Raw genomic sequence first — 14,191 nt, 5'->3', positions numbered from 1 at the left:
ATGGTCGGGTCCCCCCGCGGGAACCCGACCATTTCTGCGCACCAAGCGAAACCGCGCGAGCGCGCCGCCGCGCGAGCCCGCGCCCGTCAGACCAGCGCGGTGAAGGACGCGTCGCGCACGAGCAGGGTCGCCGCGTCGCCCACCACGGCCTGGTCGGGGTCGCTCGACAGCCCGAGGGACCAGCTGCCCCCACCCGGACGCTCCGGCAGCGTGAACTCCACCGTGGTGTCCGACGCGTTCAGCAGCACGGCCACGGTGTCGTCGCCCTGGTGCAGCACGAGCGTCACGGCCCGGTTGCCGCCGTCCGCCCAGTCGCCGTCCTCGAACCCGGCGGCGTCGGCACGGAGCACGGTCACCGTCGACTCCGAGTCACCCGGCGCGGTGCGGAACCACTCCGGACGCAGCGCCTGGTGCTGTCGACGGAACGCGATGGCCGCCGTGGTGAAGGCGAGCAGGTCCTGGTCGGCGGCGGCCCAGTCGAACCACGAGATCTCGTCGTCCTGGCAGTACGCGTTGTTGTTGCCGCCCTGTGACCGGGCGAGCTCGTCGCCACCCAGGATCATCGGTACGCCGGCGGAGAGCAGCAGGGTGCCGAGTAAGTTGCGGCGCTGCCGGTCGCGGTAGTCGTTCACCGCGCCGTCGTCGGTCGGGCCCTCGATACCGCCGTTGAACGAGGTGTTGTCGCTCTCGCCGTCGTTGTTGTCCTCGCCGTTCGCCTCGTTGTGCTTGTCGGCGTACATCGTCAGGTCGGCCAGGGTGAAACCGTCGTGGGCGGTCACGAAGTCGATCGAGCACAGCGGGGAGCGCCGTGAGCCCTCGTAGACGTCCGGGCTGCCCAGGACCCGCTGGACGGCGTCGCCGAGTGCGCCCTCGTCGCCGCGCCAGAAGGCACGCAGGTCGTCGCGGTACTTGCCGTTCCACTCGGACCAGTCGGCCGGGAACCCGCCGACCTGGTAGCCGGCGGTGTCCCACGGCTCGGCGATCATCTTGACCTCGCGCAGCACGGGGTCCTGGTGGATGATGTCGAGGAACGCGGAGTGCTTCTCGGCCTCGCCGTCCTGGCGGGTGAGCGTCGTGGCCAGGTCGAACCGGAAGCCGTCGACGTGCATCTCCTCGACCCAGTACCGGAGCGAGTCCATGATGAGTCCGAGGGCCGCCGGGTGCCCGACGTTCAGGCTGTTGCCCGTGCCCGTGGTGTCGAAGTAGTTCGCCTCGTCACCCTCGACCAGCCGGTAGTACGACTGGTTGTCGATCCCCTTGAACGACAGCGTCGGGCCCATGTGGTTGCCCTCGGCGGTGTGGTTGTAGACGACGTCCATGATGACCTCGAGCCCCGCGGTGTGCAGGGCCTTCACCATCTCCTTGAACTCGGCGACCTGCTGCCCGGCGGTGCCGGCGGACGAGTACTCGTCGTGCGGTGCGAAGAAGCCGATGCTGTTGTAGCCCCAGTAGTTGCGGAGGCCCTTGTCGAGGAGCGTCGAGTCCTGCACGAACTGGTGCGTCGGCAGCAGCTCCACCGCGGTGACGCCGAGGTCGGTGAGGTGCTTGATCGCCGCCGGGTGGGCCATGCCGGCGTAGGTGCCGCGGATCTCCTCGGGGACGTCCGGGTGCTGCTTCGTGAAGCCCTTGACGTGCACCTCGTACACGACGGTGTCGGCGAGCGGGGTCCGCAGCAGGGTGTCACCGTCCCAGTCGAAGGACCGGTCGGCGACGACGGACTTGGGCATCGCGCTGGCCGAGTCGGTCTCGTCGATCTGCTCGGGCTCGTTCATGTCGTGACCGAAGAGCGCCTGGCCCCACTTGTACTCGCCGTCGATCGCGGTGGCGTAGGGGTCGAGCAGGAGCTTCGCGCCGTTGTGGCGCAGGCCGTTCGCCGGGTCCCACGCGCCGTGCACGCGGAAGCCGTAGCGGGTGCCGACGGTCACGCCGGGGACGACGTCGTGGAAGGTGTAGCCGGTGCGGTTGCGGAGCTCGGTGCGGTGCTCGGTGCCGTCGTCGTCGAAGGTGCAGAACTCGACCCGCTCGGCGGTGCTCGAGAACAGGGCGACGTTGGCGCCCCCGTCGACGAGCGTGACGCCGAGCGGGGTGCGCGTGGAAGTGGTCATGCTGCCCTTCTACCGGCCGGTCGCTGTGCCACCGGCGGTCTGGGCGTACCCCTGGCCGCTCAGCGCACCGGCGGGACGAGCTGCTCGAGCAGCCGCAGCACCCGCTCGCCGTCGACGGCGTCGGGGTCGAGCAGCCACTGGACCTGCAGCCCGTCGGATGCCGCGATGCTCAGGCTCGCCAGGTCGACCGGGTCCAGGTCGGCGCGGATCCGGCCGCTCGCCTGGTCCGCCTCGATCAGTTCGGCGAGTTCGGCGCGCAGCCGGGCGAAGCGTTCGCGCATGAAGTCGCGCGTGGCCGGGTGGCCCTCCTGCACGGCGTCGGCCGCGAGGGTCGTGTACAGCTGCACCAGCCCCGGCACGGCCCGGTTGCGCGACGCGCTCTCGCGCATGTCGCCGATCGCCGACTTCATCCGGTCGGGCGCGCCCTGCTCGCGGACCTCGTGCTCCCGGTAGACGGCGAGCAGCAGTTCGTCACGGCTCGGGAAGTAGTGGCGCAGTGCCGCGTGCGTGATCCCGAGGGCCTCGGCCACCGAGCGGAGCGACGATGCGTCGACCCCCTGCTCCGCGACCATGCGGATCATCTCGTCCAGGATCTGCGTGCGCCGCTCGGCACCCTTGCGGTACCCGCCGCGGCGCGGCTGGGCCGCGTCGGCGTCGTCCGCGGGGTGGGTCATGCACCCAACTTACCGCTGGAAGGTTTTCTCGCCACCGTCCGGTCTGGAGGCCCGTGGCGGGCGCACCACGGGCCTCCCGTCCGTATCGGGTCGCGTCGCACCCGCCGGGTCGCGTCAGCCGGGTGCGCTCGCGTCAGTCCTGGTCGTCGACCGTGTACTCGTCGACCGGCGCGGGCGTGCCCGCGGCGAGCGCGTCGACGATCTTCGTGAGCGAGTCGGCGAGGACGGCGTTGTCCGCGTCGGGGAGTTGCTCGAGCACCTCGACGACGGCCGCGTGGAAGCGCGCGTACGAGGCGTCGATCTTCTCGGCGGCCTGGTCGGTCGGGGCGAGCACCTGCGCACGACGGTCGGTGGGGTGCGCCGTGCGTGACAGCAGCCCCTTCTGCACGAGCCCGTCGACGATCTTGGTGACGGAGGCGTTCGAGACGGCGAGCATCACGGCGAGGTCCTTCGGGCCCATCGTGCGGCCGTCCCTGTGTGCCTGGAGCATGTACCGGACGGCGAGGAACTCGTTCTTCGACAGGCCGCTCTCGATGCGGGCGGACTCGATCTGCTGGTCCTCGGCGTGCTGCAGGCGGAGCAGCGCGTCGACGGCGGTCTTCGCGACCCCGGACTCGGGTTCGCGGGCGTAGAGGTGGACGTGCTCTCGACGGACGACGGTCAACGGCATGGGGTCATGCGCTCCTTGCTAAACGGCAGGCGTGCTGAAGAAGTCCGCGTAGGACGGTTCGGAACGACCGGCGAGCAGCGAGGGGTCCTGGATGCGACGCTCGACGTACGCGTCGATGATCGCCGGGTCGGTGAGACCGACGCGGGTGTGGCTGCCACCGATCCGCGCCGTCCGAGGCATCCCGGAGTACGTGCTGTGCATGTCGTGTCCCGCCCTTCTTGCTTGCCGTGTGTCCCCTGCGGACGGCTGAACTCTTTCACAATGTGAACGGTCAGTTCAACGAACCATTCGCGCTGTGTACGTTTTGCGCGCCGAACGGTTCGGCGGCACGCGGCACGCGCCTCAGACCATCGCCGCGGACATCACCGCGACCGCGACCCCCATCGCCAAGGTCTCGACCAGCGGCAGCGGACGTGATCGTCGCCGGACGCCGTCACGGAGCATGTGGACGGTGAGCACCAGGTACCCGAGGGTCAACCCGCCGAGCACCACCTGCCACGTCACCGCGACCACCCCGAGGTGCTGGTGCATCCCCGCGGCGCCGGCGTCGTGCGCCATGCCGACACCCATCGCGCCCATCACGAGCAGGCCCAGGGCAGCGTGCAGTCGCCCGTACCGGCCGTGCGCCGAGGCCGCGCCCGGCGGCTGAGCCGACCCGCGCCTCCAGGCGGACGTGGACTGCAACCGGTGCACCCCCGCGACCACCACGGCGAGGAACGCCAGCACCAGGAACCACAGGACACCCGGCAGGACCCGGGGTCCGAACGCCCCGTCGACCATCGCCGCCACCATCGCGACCGCGGCGACCACGTCGACCGCACGGCCGGGGCGCCACGCCCCGACCGTGCAGCAGGCCCCGGCCGACGCCGGCACGATGGCCGCGAGCCCGAGCAGATCGGTCACGTCAGTGCCCGTGCCCGTGCCCGTGGTCGTGCTGGTGCTCGGCTGCGTCGTGTGCGGCCTCGACGGCGCCGGAGACGTGGTGCGAGCAGTGCGACCCGGCCGCCGCCCCGATCGACGCCGGCACGTTCAGGGCCGGGTTCCGCGGGAAGAACCCGTACGGCTTGAGCGTGAACTTGGCGTAGTCGACGGGCATGACGGGCCAGTCCTCGGGCCGGGGGAAGTGCGTGGGACCGAAGGTGTGCCACAGCACGATGTCCTCGCCGTCGAGCGGACGGTCACCCTGCACGTACCGGGCGACACCGTCCCCGCCGGGGTTCTGGTGCACGAAGTCACCGGCGGCGAAACGCTCGGCCGGGTCGTACTGCGTCACGTACAGGTGCTTCCGTGCGAACTCGGCGCGTGCGGCCACCGACGACGAGTCGTCCGCGAGCAGCACCGGGGCGTCCTGCGGGTACAGCACGTACCCGGTCGGGCGGTCGAGGTGGTTGCGCTCCTCGGTGTTCGAGATGAACCACGTCCGGGCCTTCGACGCGTCGGCGAGACGGCCGGAGGACGACTCGGACGACAGCCGGGTGACCGACTTCGTGAACGCGTTGCCGTGCTCGTTGCCCGGGCCGACCGGGACCCGGACGGCATCGACCTCGTCCACCGCGTTCGACAGCCCGTCGACCATCATGTCCAGCCGCGCCGAGAACAGGTGCTGGTGGTACGGGGCGCCGAGGCCGGGCGCGACCTCGGAGGCGTACGGGTAGTCCGCACCGGACTCCGTCCGACCCGGGTACGACGAGGTGAAGAGGACGCCGGTGAGCTTCGCCTCGCACTCGATCGTGCCGTCGAGGTACAGGTACCAGTAGAACCCGTAGTCGTAGTTGCCGACGGTGGTGAAGAAGGAGATCACCAGCCGACGGGAGCGCCGGACCTCCTGCGACCCGGTGTAGATGTCCCCGTGCTTCCACAGCGTGCCGAAGTCCTCCTCGTGCATGCAGATGCCGTTCCGGATGGTCTGCGGGTTGCCGAGCTCGTCGGCCAGGACGGCGTCGAAGTACTTGATCTCGCCGACGCAGTCGCAGCCGAGCTCGAGCGAGTTGGTGAAGCGTCCGAACAGGTACTCGCCGGTGTCGAAGTAGTTCTGCCAGAACCGCACCGGCGACGGGTCGCCGTAGGGCACGAGCATCTCGTCGATCGAGGCCCGGTAGACGATCGGCCGCAGCCGCGCACCGTCCTGCCACGACAGCTGCCGGAGCACGAGCCCCTCGCGGGCGTCGAACCCGACCTGGAACCGCCAGTTCGCCCACTCCACGAACTCGCCGTCGACCGAGAACGACGGCCCCTCGGGCTGCGTGATGACGATCGGCTTGAGGTCGAGCGGTTCGCCCTGCACCGCCGGGTCGTCGAAGTTGCCGGACGTCGCGGGCACGGGCATCTCCGCGACGTCCACGATGCGGGTCACGGCGCGGTTGGCGGCGTCGACGTACACGGACAGGCCGTCCACGGGGTGCGCCCAGACGTGGTCGGCGGGGTGGTCCTGGCGGAAGGCGAGCACGCGGAGGATCCGGCGCCCCTCCTCCTCGGGGTAGTCGTAGTACCCGGCCGACAGCGGGACGCACTTCACCTCGTCCGGCGTCAGGCCGCGCTTCGCCAGGGCGGCGACCCAGCGCTCGTCCGCGTTCGCGATCTCGCCGACGGCGTCGAACTCCTCGATGAGGACGGGCAGCTGTCCACGGGACCCGTCGAGCACGTCGGTGGACAGGACGATCCGGTCGGTGATCGAGACGACGCCGTCGGTGGAGCGTCCGGTCGCCATGTCGAGGAGCATCACGCGGGCGCGGCGGTCCGGCAGGGGACCGTCGCCGGCCTGCCAGGCCAGGACCTGCTGCTTGTGCGGCTCCTCGAGGCCGACGTAGACGAAGCGCGTGGTGTCGGTCCAGTCCGGCTGCGCCGTGACGACGTCGCGGACGGCGGTGAACTCGTCGGGGCTCAGGTTCGCGAGCGGGTGGGTGGTGGCGGTGACGGGATCGGTGAGGGTCATGCTGGTGGTTCCTTCGGTTCGGTCTGGAGGCGCGGGTCGGGTGGGTCGGTCAGCCGTCGCTGGCGAGACGGTCGAGCATCTGGTCGTAGCGGCGGCGGTCGCGCCGGCGCAGCACCACGGCCTGCAGCACGCCGACGGCGGGCACGACCACGACGAGGCCGGTGAGCACGGTGCTGACGACACCGAAGACGCTCGCTCCGGAACCGTCGACGTCGCCGACGAGCGTCGGGAAGTTCGCCCAGATCAGGACGGCCGAGGCGACGAGCCCGACGAACCCCAGGACCGGGGCGATGACGGTGTTCCAGATGCGGCGGTCGGCGCGGTTCCGGCGGAAGTACACGATGACGGCGAGGCTCGTCGCGGCCATCAGGATCGCCACGCCCAGGGTGGCGACGCCGGCGAACCAGCTGAAGACCTGCAGGACCGGGTCGAGGCCGAGGACGGCGAACAGGACCATGAGCACGGCGGCGGTGACGGTCTGCACGACGCTCGAGGTGTGCGGCGACTCGTGCTTGCGGTGCACGCTGCCGAGACGACCGGGCAGGAGCGAGGCGTTCGCCATCGAGTGCTGGTAGCGGGTGATGACGTTGTGGAAGGACAGGACGCAGGCGAACATGCTCGTGAGCAGCAGCACGTTCATGACGGCCTCGCCCGCGGTGCCGATGTACTGCGCCGCCGTGGCGAGGATGAGCGCGCCGGGGTCCTTCGCGGCCTCGGCGAGCACACCGTCCGGACCCCAGGCCATCACGAGTCCCCACGACGCCAGCGTGTAGAACACCCCGATCCCGATGACGGCGGTGTAGGTGGCCCGCGGGATCGTGCGCTCCGGGTCCTTCGCCTCGTCACGGAAGATCGCGGTGGCCTCGAACCCGATGAACGCCGCGATGGCGAACATGAGGCCGACGCCGGGCGAGCCGGACATGACGTGGGTCGGTTCGAACGGCGCGAGCGAGAGCCCGTCGGCACCGCCCCGGAACACGATCGCGGCGACCAGGACGAGCACGATCCCGACCTCGCCGACGAGCAGGACGCCGAGGACCTTGCTCGACAGGTCGATGTGCCGGTAACCGAGCACCCCGACGAGCGCCACGACGACCAGGGACCACACGTACCAGGGGATGTCCGGCCCACCGAGGCCCGTGACGGTCACCCCGAGCAGGTACCCGATGTAGCCGTGCACGCTGACCTGGATCGTCGTGTAGGTCAGCAGCGCCAGGGTGGCCGCTCCCGCACCGGCCGGACGACCGAGCCCGTGGCCCACGAACGTGAAGAAGGCGCCGGGTCGTGGCAGGTGCCGGGTCATCGCCGCCAGCCCCACCGAGAACAGCAGCAGGATCACGGCGGACGCGGCGTAGAGCGACGGGAACCCGACGCCGTTGCCGAGCAGCATGCCGAGCGGGGCGGCACCGCCGACGACGGTGAGCGGGGCGGCGGCCGCGACGACCATGAACACGATCGCGGTGACGCCGAGCGAGCCGCGCATCGTCCGCTGCGGTGCGGGTACGGCTCCGAGTGACGCGGGGTCCTTCGTGATGCTGGACATCGTGGCCTTCCGGTTCGGGTGACTGGGTCGGGGTGGGACCACGGTCCCGCGCTGCCGTTGCGCCCCCGTTCCACGGGTGTGAAACCCGCACGCACCCGAATGGGACGGCCCGGACGAGGCGTCTCATTTGCCCGAGACCACCGCGAAACACGACCGAGACACCGGGGCAACGCAGCGCCCGTACCGTTGCCGCATGACCGCGCTCGACCGTGCCATCGCCGACCCGCCCCGGGTGCCGGGCGTCGGCACGCGCTCCCCCGTCGACGGGCTGTCCCGGCGGAGCATCGGCCCGGTCGACGTGCTGGCGCAGTCGGTGTCCGCGGTCGCACCGTCGGCGGCGGCCACCACGATCCCGGTGCTCGTCGCGACCGTCGCCGGGCAGGGCGCGACGTGGTCCCTGCTCGCCGCGATGGCGCTGTCGTTCCTGGTCGGACGCACCGTGAACCAGTTCGTCCGACGCGTGGCGGGCACCGGCTCGCTCTACACCTACGTCTCGCTCGGCCTGGGGCCGGCGGCCGGTGTGGTCGCGGGCGCCGCACTGCTGCTCGGCTACGGGTTCATCGCGATGTTCTCGCTCACCGGCAGCGGCTACTACCTCGACTACCTGCTGTCCCGGTTCGTCCCGTTGGCCGGCACCGGCTCCCTGGTCACGGTCGTGGTGATCACCGTCATGGGCGCCGCGGTGTTCGCCGTCATCGCCCTCGGGGTCCGGTTGTCGACGCGCCTCACCCTGCTCGTCGAGACCCTGTCCGTCGCCGTCATCGTCGTGCTGATCGTCGCCCTGGTCGCACGGCTGCAGCCCGTCGACACGTCCGCCCTCGCACTCGGCCCGACCGCACCGGCGCCCTTCGCGGTGGGCACGGCGCTCGCGGTCACCGCCTTCGTCGGGTTCGAGAGCGCGTCGGTGCTCGGCGTGGAGGCCCGGCGCCCGTTCCAGGCGATCCCCCGCGCGATCTCGTGGACCGTCCTGGTCGCGGGCGTGCTCTACGTCGTGAGCGCTGCCGCCCAGCAGACCGGGTTCGCCGCGATCGGCGCCGACCTCGCCACGAGCGCCTCGCCGGTCAACGAGCTCGCCACGGCCTTCGGCATGCAGTGGGTCGGGTGGGCGCTCGACCTCGGGATCGCCGCCTCGTTCGCCGCGTGCGCGATCGCCTCGACGACGGCGCTCGTCCGGGTGCTGTTCGCGATGGGCCGTGAAGGGGTGCTGCCGGCCGCGCTCGGGCGGGCGTCGCCCCGGTTCCGGACACCCTTCGTCGCGGGCGTGCTGGCGTGCTCGGTGCTGACCGCGCTGCCGGTCCTCGGGCTCCTCACCGGCATCCCGACCTGGTCCCTGATGGAGGCCGAACTGGTCGTCGCGGCACTCGGGTACCTGACGGCGTACGCGATGACGTGCTTCGCGGCTCCGGTGTTCCTGCGACGCATCGGCGAGCTGACGACGGGGGTGGCGACCACCGCGGTGACGACCGGTGTCCTGCTCACCGCCGTGCTGCTCACCTACGCCGGGGTCGAGGCCGCATCGCCCCGGTGGCCGGCCGTCGTCCTCGCCGTCGGGGCGGTCACCGCGGTCGTCGTCGCGTTCCTGGTGGCGACCCGTCGGCGACCCTGGCGACGGGGTCGGAGCCGGGCGGTGTACGACGTGCCGGTCGAGGCGGACCTGCTGGGCGCCTCCCGGCCGTCCGCCGGACCCGGCCACGGGACGGGGGTGCGGTGAGCGAACCCGGTCTCCGCGCGCGGCAGCCGAAGGCGATCCAGAACGCCCTCGCGGTGCTCGAGGCGGTCGCGCACGCCGGGCCCGGCGTCACCGCCCAGCAGATCTCGGACGCGCTCGGGATGCCGCGGGCGACCACCTACCGGCTCGTCACGCTGCTCGTGGAGGACGAGTACCTGGTGCGGCTGCCGGACCTGCGCGGCTTCGCGCTGGGGCACAAGGTCTCGGAGCTCGCCGGTGTCGCCCCGGCCGCGGCTCCGTCGGTCCCACCACTCCCCCGAGCCGTCCGGTCCGTGCTGTCTGACGTGCGCTCGGCGGTCCGCGCCGGGGTGCACCTGGCCCGGTACGACGCCGACGGGATCTGCGACGTCGACGTCGACCCGGACTTCCCGCTCCTCGACGCGACCGCCCTGCGATCGGCACCCGGGTCGAGCGCGATGGGGCGGCTGCACGCGGCCGGCGGTGCCTCGGCGTCGCAGGTCGGTGCCTTCGTGCGGGGCTTCGGGTGCCTGGCACTGCCCGTCCGCGGCGAGCGCGGTGAGCTCGTGGCGGGGCTGACGTTGTCCGCGCCCGCGGCCCGGGTGGAGTCCCCTGGCCAGGCCCTGGTGCACCTGCGGACGGCGGTCGCGCGGCTCGAGCCCCTGCTCGGCTGAGTTCTCGGCGTCCTCCGAGCGATCTTTTGGCACTCACCAGGGTCGAGTGCTAAAACGGTGGCAGTTGAGTCGAGGGGACTCAACGAGAACCACGAAGGAGTTGATTTCGATGACGATGAACTTCGATCCGTTCCGCGAGCTCGACCGACTCGCGGGTTCGCTCCTCGGCACCGCCGCCGGCCCGCGCTCGATGCCGATGGACCTGTACCGCACCGGGGACCACTACGTCCTCGACGTCGACCTGCCCGGCATCGACCCGGGCTCGGTCGACATCGACGTGGACGGTTCCGTCCTGACCATCCGCGCCGAGCGCACCCTTGGCGCGCCCGAGGGCTCGCAGTGGCTCACGCGTGAGCGCCAGCCCGGCACGTTCGTCCGGCAGCTGACGCTCGGCGACGGTCTGGACGCCGAGCGCATCACCGCCGGGTACGACAACGGTGTGCTGAGCGTCACGATCCCCGTCAAGGAGTCCGCGAAGCCGCGCAAGATCGCCGTCACCGTCGGTGGCGCGTCCGAGCAGCTCGCGGTCGGCTCCGGTGCCGCCGGTTCCGGCGCCGCCGAGTGAGGAGCTGAGCGATGACGTCCGTCCTGCTGAACGCGGTGGTCGCGGTCCTCGTCGTCACCGCGGCGCTCGCGCTGACGAGCCTGGACCGGCGCACCGCCGTGCTCCTCGGGGCGACCGGCAGCCTGACCGGCACGTTCCTGACCTGGGTCGCCGCGCCTCGGCTGTTCGAGCAGTCACTCCTGGCGCCCTGGGTCGCGGCGGTCCTCGGCACGGCCCTGCTGATCGCGGGGTGGAGCGCGGTGCGCGCCTACTCGGGCATCTTCGAGGCACCGCGCGACGAAGAACCCGAGACGGGGGCGCTGATGACCGTGGGCGGGTCCGCCCCGTCGGTGCGGTGACCACCTGACGGACAGGAGGCCCGGTGCACGTCGTGCGCCGGGCCTCCTGTCATCCGTCGGTCGCGTGGGCGACCGTCGGGACTACTCCTTGTTCAGCTTGTCCTGCACCAGGCCGGCCGTCTTCTCGACGACGTTCGGCAGCTCGGTGGTGCCGTAGAGCCGGACGTCGGGGTGCGTGGGCGGGGGCATCGGGACCGAGGTCGTCGGGCCGTCGTGGTACGAGTACTCGCCCTTGCCGTCGAACGAGGGGCCGCTCGCCCAGGGGCCGTTCTTCGCCTCGGCACCGTCGGAGAAGTTGAGGTACTGGTAGTTGACCTCCTGGTTCTCCTTCGACTGCGGGAAGTTGCTCGGCACGGGGAAGCCCTCGACGCCCTTCTCGCGCAGCTCGGCGGCAGCGGTCGCCCACATGTTCTGGTGCATGGTGTCGCGGGCGATGAGGAAGGACAGCAGGTCCCGCACGCCGTGGTCGTCGGTCATGTGGTAGAGCCGGGCGGCCTGCACACGACCCTGCATCTCGGCGTTCTCGTTCGCCGTGAAGTCGGCGAGCAGGTTGCCGCTGGCGGTGATGTACGAGCCCTGCCAGGGGTTGCCGTTGCTGTCCACCGGGCGGGCACCCGCACCGGCGACGATCGCGTGCTGGACGTCGGTGCCGCCGACGATCGCGGCGACCGTGGGGTCGTCCTGCAGCGCGTCCTCGGTGATGCCGAGCGGGGACTTCTCGAGCAGCTGCGCGATCATCGTCGCGAGCATCTCGACGTGGCCCATCTCCTCGGCGCCGATGCCGAACACCATGTCGCGGTACTTGCCGGGGATGTGCATGTTCCACGCCTGGAACTGGTACTGCATGGCGACGGAGATCTCTCCGTACTGGCCACCGAGCACCTCCTGCAGCTTGCGGGCGTAGATCGCGTCGGGCTTGTCGGGCGTTGCCTTGAACTGCAGTTCCTGCTTGTGGAAGTACACGTGGCTCTCCTTCACTCCAGCGGGTGCCCGTCGATCGAGCGGGTCCGTGTGCGATGGTCGGCGCGACCGCCTCAGCGCCGTCCCAAGGAAAGCCAGATCGCGCAGACGGGCGTCAGCGTCCTCTCCCGCGTCGACGCAAGGCGACGACCCCGGCCCAGACCGTGCAGCCGGTGAACCCGAGAACGAGCACGGACACGACGGGGATCGCGAACCCATCTCCGATCGACTGCTGTCCGCGGAGCCAGACGACGACGAGGAGCAGTACCAAACACCCTGCGGCGATGATCGTCGCGACATTGCCAGCTGATCGTGAGCCCATGTCCACCTCGTTCCGTTGCGATACCCACCGCATGCACACCTGGCGGGCTTGCGTGATGATTCTTCAAGAGTAAGTTCGTTGTTGTTCCGAATTCCACGAACGGAATTCGGGGCACGATGCACAATTCGTTGCGCGGACAGCCTACCGCAGTCCCGCAGAGGGGAGAAAGAATGCATCTGCATCAGAAAATCCGGAAGGCAGCACTGGGGAGTGCGGCCGCCGCACTCGCACTCGGCGGAGTCGTCGGTGTGAGTACCGTCACCGCAGCGCCGGCGAGCGCGATGGTCTGCGGGTACAGCGAAGAGATCGAGGACTACGATTCGACCTTCGCGATCAACGTCCCAGTGGTCGGGTCGATATCGCCGTTCAGTGGTCAGCGCCAGGTCGCGCATTACGGGAATTGCGGCAGCGGCAATGTGAAGATCAAGGTGACGATGAAGGGCGGGAGCAAGAACTACTGCGTCCAGCCCGGCGACGTCCGACTGGGATTCACCGAGAACGACAAGCAGATCTCAGGGGCCAGCAAGGTCGGAAGCTGTTAGGGGGAGAGCGATGAAGCTCTGGACGAAGATCGGTGGCACGGCACTCGCCGCCACCATGATGTTCGGCGGGTCGCTGGCAGCGGCCGGTCCCGCGAACGCCGCGTCACCGTGCGGTTTCTACCCGATCACGACGGGGAACATCGGCGGCGGGGACGACGGACACTACGAGAAGGGCACCTACAACAACTGCAAGTCGGACCCGGTCCAGATCACCGTCAAGTACACGTACACGTCGAAGAGCCTGTGCTTGTCGGCCGGCGAGACGACGTTGTACGCCAATCCGGATTACGGGGCCCTGACCGGTGCCTCGTGGACCGGCAAGTACTGCTGATCGCGATCTGACCACCGGAGCTCCTGCCCGCCATCGGGTGGGGGCTCCGGTGCGCGACGGGCGGGCAGACCGCACCGTCCCGGCATAGCGTGGCCGCGTGGACCTCGAACTCAAGAACCGTGTCGCACTCGTCGTCGGAGGCAAGGGGTACATCGGTACCGCCGTCGCCCACCGCCTCCGCACCGAGGGGCGACCGTCGTCGTCGCTTCCCGCAGCGCCGAGGACTCCGACGGCAGCGTGCCGATCGACACCGCCTCGCAGGAGTCGGTGGACGCAGGCATCGCCGCCGTCCTCGAGCGGCACGGGCGCATCGACGTGCTGGTCGTGACCGCTGCCCCGAGCGCGAGCACCCTCGACCCGGCCCGGAAGTCCGACCCGGAGCAGGTCCTCGACGCGATCGACGGCAAGGCGCTCGGGTTCCTCCGCGTCGCGAACGCCGTGCTCCCGGCCCAGCGCGAGGCCGGGTTCGGCCGCGTGGTCGTGGTGAGCGGGCAGAACGCCTACTTCTCCGGCAACATCACGGCCTCGCTCCGGAACACGGCGGTGAGCGTCATCGCGAAGAACCTGGCCGACGACGTGGCGGGCACCGGGGTCACGGTGAACGTCATCAACCCCGGGACCGTGACGGACACCCCGTCCGCCGAGGTCCGCCCGGGAGGCCCCGGCGACTCGACACCGCAGCAGATCGCCGACCTCGTCGCGTTCCTGTCGTCGCCGCTGAACGCGGTGTCCGGCGAGTCCGTCTCGATCGCGCACCGCCAGCTGGGGTCCGTCGTCGTCTGATCCCCGAGTACCGGGTGATCACCCCTCGCTTCACCCGCAGGGACGAAGCGCTTCGCCCCTGCGCC

General features: G+C 70.6%; 15 protein-coding genes. 7 read left to right on the top strand and 8 right to left on the bottom strand.

Annotated features, from left to right (window positions below):
* Positions 1-86: 86 nt before the first annotated feature.
* The 7 genes from glgX to DEJ05_RS01835 all read right to left on the bottom strand — a co-directional run bounded on the left by glgX (position 87) and on the right by DEJ05_RS01835 (position 7,924).
* Positions 87-2,105: a glycogen debranching protein GlgX gene (glgX, locus tag DEJ05_RS01865; protein ID WP_111109574.1), complete on the bottom strand. Its 2,019-nt coding sequence runs from the start codon at positions 2,103-2,105 to the stop codon at positions 87-89.
* Positions 2,106-2,164: 59 nt separating this feature from the next.
* Positions 2,165-2,779, bottom strand: a complete 615-nt coding sequence (locus DEJ05_RS01860) for a TetR/AcrR family transcriptional regulator (protein WP_027466979.1) — start codon at positions 2,777-2,779, stop codon at positions 2,165-2,167.
* A gap of 133 nt (positions 2,780-2,912) precedes the next feature.
* Complete coding sequence (locus tag DEJ05_RS01855; RefSeq protein WP_071248777.1) at positions 2,913-3,449, bottom strand: MarR family winged helix-turn-helix transcriptional regulator; 537 nt, start codon at positions 3,447-3,449, stop codon at positions 2,913-2,915.
* Positions 3,450-3,467: 18 nt separating this feature from the next.
* Entirely contained in the window at positions 3,468-3,650 is a 183-nt protein-coding gene (locus tag DEJ05_RS01850) for a hypothetical protein (protein WP_071248776.1), read from the bottom strand.
* Positions 3,651-3,791: 141 nt separating this feature from the next.
* Complete coding sequence (locus DEJ05_RS01845) at positions 3,792-4,352, bottom strand: hypothetical protein (protein ID WP_111028786.1); 561 nt, start codon at positions 4,350-4,352, stop codon at positions 3,792-3,794.
* Position 4,353: 1 nt separating this feature from the next.
* Complete coding sequence (locus DEJ05_RS01840; protein WP_111109573.1) at positions 4,354-6,381, bottom strand: primary-amine oxidase; 2,028 nt, start codon at positions 6,379-6,381, stop codon at positions 4,354-4,356.
* A 49-nt stretch (positions 6,382-6,430) separates the two neighbouring features.
* Entirely contained in the window at positions 6,431-7,924 is a 1,494-nt protein-coding gene (locus DEJ05_RS01835; protein WP_111109572.1) for an APC family permease, read from the bottom strand.
* Positions 7,925-8,117: 193 nt separating this feature from the next.
* Between DEJ05_RS01835 and DEJ05_RS01830 the strand changes: the two genes are divergently transcribed.
* The 4 genes from DEJ05_RS01830 (at position 8,118) to DEJ05_RS01815 (ending at position 11,188) form a co-directional block, all read left to right on the top strand.
* Positions 8,118-9,635: an APC family permease gene (locus tag DEJ05_RS01830; protein ID WP_111109571.1), complete on the top strand. Its 1,518-nt coding sequence runs from the start codon at positions 8,118-8,120 to the stop codon at positions 9,633-9,635.
* Positions 9,632-10,285: a helix-turn-helix domain-containing protein gene (locus DEJ05_RS01825; protein WP_258376066.1), complete on the top strand. Its 654-nt coding sequence runs from the start codon at positions 9,632-9,634 to the stop codon at positions 10,283-10,285. Before DEJ05_RS01830 ends, DEJ05_RS01825 begins: the two co-directional genes overlap by 4 nt.
* A 109-nt stretch (positions 10,286-10,394) precedes the next feature.
* On the top strand, positions 10,395-10,850 hold the full coding sequence (locus DEJ05_RS01820; RefSeq protein ID WP_071248766.1) for an Hsp20/alpha crystallin family protein: 456 nt from the start codon (positions 10,395-10,397) through the stop codon (positions 10,848-10,850).
* Positions 10,851-10,861: 11 nt separating this feature from the next.
* The gene (locus tag DEJ05_RS01815; protein WP_071248763.1) at positions 10,862-11,188 is read left to right on the top strand and encodes a hypothetical protein; all 327 of its coding nucleotides are present in this window, start codon (positions 10,862-10,864) and stop codon (positions 11,186-11,188) included.
* Between the two features lie 81 nt (positions 11,189-11,269).
* On the opposite strand, the gene DEJ05_RS01810 is transcribed toward DEJ05_RS01815, so the two are convergent.
* Positions 11,270-12,151, bottom strand: a complete 882-nt coding sequence (locus tag DEJ05_RS01810) for a manganese catalase family protein (protein WP_111022461.1) — start codon at positions 12,149-12,151, stop codon at positions 11,270-11,272.
* A 489-nt stretch (positions 12,152-12,640) separates the two neighbouring features.
* Between DEJ05_RS01810 and DEJ05_RS01805 the strand changes: the two genes are divergently transcribed.
* From DEJ05_RS01805 to DEJ05_RS01795, 3 genes are all read left to right on the top strand, one after another.
* Positions 12,641-13,012: a DUF6355 family natural product biosynthesis protein gene (locus DEJ05_RS01805; RefSeq protein ID WP_111028791.1), complete on the top strand. Its 372-nt coding sequence runs from the start codon at positions 12,641-12,643 to the stop codon at positions 13,010-13,012.
* Positions 13,013-13,022: 10 nt separating this feature from the next.
* Positions 13,023-13,343, top strand: a complete 321-nt coding sequence (locus DEJ05_RS01800) for a DUF6355 family natural product biosynthesis protein (RefSeq protein ID WP_111028792.1) — start codon at positions 13,023-13,025, stop codon at positions 13,341-13,343.
* Between the two features lie 237 nt (positions 13,344-13,580).
* Positions 13,581-14,126, top strand: coding sequence for an SDR family NAD(P)-dependent oxidoreductase (locus DEJ05_RS01795; protein ID WP_258376065.1), 546 nt, complete (start codon positions 13,581-13,583; stop codon positions 14,124-14,126).
* Positions 14,127-14,191: the final 65 nt, after the last annotated feature.

This window comes from Curtobacterium sp. MCLR17_045, assembly GCF_003234405.1.
GTDB classification, from domain to species: Bacteria; Actinomycetota; Actinomycetes; order Actinomycetales; family Microbacteriaceae; genus Curtobacterium; species Curtobacterium flaccumfaciens.
This window is presented reverse-complemented; position numbering and strand designations above follow the sequence as displayed.

Excerpts from the sequence above, each read along its gene's own strand:
- DEJ05_RS01835 (WP_111109572.1), bottom strand. The coding sequence starts at position 7,924 with ATGTCCAGCATCACGAAGGACCCCGCGTCACTCGGAGCCGTACCCGCA.
- DEJ05_RS01820 (WP_071248766.1), top strand. The coding sequence starts at position 10,395 with ATGACGATGAACTTCGATCCGTTCCGCGAGCTCGACCGACTCGCGGGT.
- glgX (WP_111109574.1), bottom strand. The coding sequence starts at position 2,105 with ATGACCACTTCCACGCGCACCCCGCTCGGCGTCACGCTCGTCGACGGG.
- DEJ05_RS01840 (WP_111109573.1), bottom strand. The coding sequence starts at position 6,381 with ATGACCCTCACCGATCCCGTCACCGCCACCACCCACCCGCTCGCGAAC.
- DEJ05_RS01805 (WP_111028791.1), top strand. The coding sequence starts at position 12,641 with ATGCATCTGCATCAGAAAATCCGGAAGGCAGCACTGGGGAGTGCGGCC.
- DEJ05_RS01800 (WP_111028792.1), top strand. The coding sequence starts at position 13,023 with ATGAAGCTCTGGACGAAGATCGGTGGCACGGCACTCGCCGCCACCATG.
- DEJ05_RS01855 (WP_071248777.1), bottom strand. The coding sequence starts at position 3,449 with ATGCCGTTGACCGTCGTCCGTCGAGAGCACGTCCACCTCTACGCCCGC.
- DEJ05_RS01830 (WP_111109571.1), top strand. The coding sequence starts at position 8,118 with ATGACCGCGCTCGACCGTGCCATCGCCGACCCGCCCCGGGTGCCGGGC.
- DEJ05_RS01860 (WP_027466979.1), bottom strand. The coding sequence starts at position 2,779 with ATGACCCACCCCGCGGACGACGCCGACGCGGCCCAGCCGCGCCGCGGC.
- DEJ05_RS01850 (WP_071248776.1), bottom strand. The coding sequence starts at position 3,650 with ATGCACAGCACGTACTCCGGGATGCCTCGGACGGCGCGGATCGGTGGC.
- DEJ05_RS01815 (WP_071248763.1), top strand. The coding sequence starts at position 10,862 with ATGACGTCCGTCCTGCTGAACGCGGTGGTCGCGGTCCTCGTCGTCACC.